The organism is Mycobacterium sp., assembly GCF_035603715.1.
Classification (GTDB): domain Bacteria; phylum Actinomycetota; class Actinomycetes; order Mycobacteriales; family Mycobacteriaceae; genus Mycobacterium.
Genome location: NZ_DATNJW010000558.1, coordinates 1 through 2,431 on the forward strand (window position 1 = coordinate 1; position 2,431 = coordinate 2,431).

Below are 2,431 nucleotides of genomic sequence, written 5' to 3' on the forward strand. Positions count from 1 at the left end.
CGGCCGCTCGGGCCGCGACTGCGTCGATCACGTCAGCGGTGAGGACCGTCGCGTCAACGGCGCAGACAAACGCCGACGTCGCGCCGGCCTCGGCGGCCGCATGCAGCCCACGGCTGATCGCGGATAGCAAGCCATGCCCGCGCACGTCGTCGCGGACCACCTGCGCCGGAAGGTCCGGCAGCGACTGGCCCGGCGACGACACTACGAAGACCGGTTGACACCGCTGCCCGACGACGCTGACCGCGTGCTCGACCATCGTCGTCGCGGGGGAACCAGGAGCCCGCTTCATGGCCTTCTCACGCCCCTGCCAGGGCGACGCGCCGGCAGCCAACACCACGCCGGCTAGTGAAGCCGGCTTACCCGCAGCCACCATCTCAGTTCACAGTCCAGGTGTCCCGGCCATGCAACAACGATTGCAGCGCGGCACGGTCGAACGGGGTCGACTCGCGCGCGGCGCGGATCTGTGATCGTGCCGCATCGTCGTAGGTGGGCCGGCTGACCTGACGGAAGATACCCATCACGGTGTGCTCCAGGTTTTGCTGGGACAGTCGTGAAAGAGCGTACGCGTAAGCGGAATCGGTCGCATGTGCGTCGTGCACCACGATCTCCTCGACGCGGACGTCGGCGGTCTTGGCCACTTCGAGCGCGAAGCCTGACCGCACCACGCAGTACTCGTCGTTGGCGCCGAACACGATCGGCTCGCCGTGATGAACACTGATCAGCCGCTCCTCGGCGCCTTCTTTACGCAGCGCGTCGAACGAACCGTCGTTGAAGATCGGGCAGTCCTGCAGGATCTCGACCAGCGCCGACCCGCGATGTTCGGCGGCGGCGCGCAGCACCTCGGACAGACCCTTGCGGTCGGAATCCAGCGCGCGGCCAACGAAACTCGCCTCGGCGCCCAGTGCCAACGACACCGGGTTGAACGGCTGGTCCAGCGAGCCCATCGGCGTCGACTTGGTGACCTTTCCGACCTCTGAGGTCGGCGAGTACTGGCCTTTGGTCAGGCCGTAGATCCGGTTGTTGAACAGCAGGATGGTCAGGTTGATGTTGCGGCGAAGCGCGTGGATCAGGTGATTGCCACCGATCGACAACGCGTCCCCATCGCCGGTGACCACCCAGACCGAGAGGTCCTCGCGGGCCAGTGCCAGACCGGTAGCGATCGCGGGCGCGCGGCCGTGGATCGAGTGCAGACCGTAGGTCTCCAGGTAGTAGGGGAATCGGCTCGAGCAACCGATGCCGCTGACGAAGACGATGTTCTCGCGACGTAATCCCAACTCGGGCAAAAAGTTTCGCATCGTGTTGAGGATGACGTAGTCGCCGCACCCGGGACACCAGCGGACTTCTTGATCGCTGGTGAAGTCCTTGGCCTTCTGCGGTTGGTCGGTGGTGGGCACGCGGCTGTGTTTGGACAGGATGTCCGACAGCCCTAAATCCGCGCCGATGAGATCAGTCATGCGTCAGCTCCCGCTCCAACCGTGGCGGCCGCGAGTCTTGCGACCATCGTCTTGTCTTGCTCGATTTCGGCCAGTGTCCCGCCCATCGCGGCGCGGATCAGGCGTCCCACCTCGTCGGCCAGGAAAGCGACACCTTGAACCTTGGTGACCGATTGCACGTCGACCAGATACTTGCCGCGCAGCAGCAGCGCCAGCTGGCCGAGATTCATCTCTGGGCATACCACCTGCGGGTAACGCCGCAGCACCTCGCCCAGGTTGGCCGGGAACGGCCGCAGGTGGCGCAGATGGGCGTGCGCCACCTTGATGTCGTTGCGCCGCGCCCGCCGGCAGGCTTCCCCGATCGGTCCGTACGAGCTGCCCCATCCGATCAGCAGCAGCTCGGCGTCCCCGGTCGGGTCGTCGACCTCCAGGTCGGGGACGGTGATGCCGTCGATCTTGGCCTGGCGCAACCGGACCATGAGATCGTGGTTGACCGGCTCGTAGGAGATGTTGCCCGAACCGTTGGCCGCTTCCAGGCCACCGATGCGGTGCTCGAGGCCCGGTGTGCCCGGAATCGCGAACTGCCGGGCCAGCGTTGCCGGGTCGCGCGCATAAGGCTGGAACGGTTCGTCCGGCTTGGCGAAGTTGTGCTTGATCGGCTGCAGCGAGCCGACGTCCGGGATCTGCCACGGCTCTGAGCCATTGGCGATGGCGCCGTCGGACAGCACGATCACCGGGGTGTGATACGACACCGCGATACGGACCGCCTCGATCGCAGTGGCGAAGCAGTCCGAGGGCGACCGTGGTGCGAGGATCGCGACCGGTGACTCGCCGTTGCGGCCGTACAGGGCCTGCAGCAGGTCGGCTTGCTCGGTCTTGGTAGGCAGCCCGGTCGACGGCCCACCTCGCTGCACGTCGATGACGAGCAGCGGCAGCTCGGTCATCACCGCAAGGCCCAATGCTTCGGACTTCAGCGAAATCCCCGGCCCCGAGGTGCT

The 2,431-nt window shown here is 66.3% G+C and carries 2 protein-coding genes and 1 pseudogene; all 3 read right to left on the minus strand.

The annotated features are described in order from the left end of the window. Window positions 1–373, minus strand: a 373-nt coding sequence (locus tag VN856_RS22830) for an NTP transferase domain-containing protein (protein WP_325693324.1), incomplete at its 3' end; no start/stop codon positions are given. A gap of 1 nt (window position 374) precedes the next feature. Continuing rightward, entirely contained in the window at window positions 375–1,454 is a 1,080-nt protein-coding gene (locus tag VN856_RS22835; RefSeq protein WP_325693327.1) for a 2-oxoacid:ferredoxin oxidoreductase subunit beta, read from the minus strand. Next, window positions 1,451–2,431: pseudogene (locus tag VN856_RS22840) on the minus strand (2-oxoglutarate ferredoxin oxidoreductase subunit alpha); the annotation flags it as partial. The gene VN856_RS22835 and the pseudogene VN856_RS22840, both read right to left, overlap by 4 nt.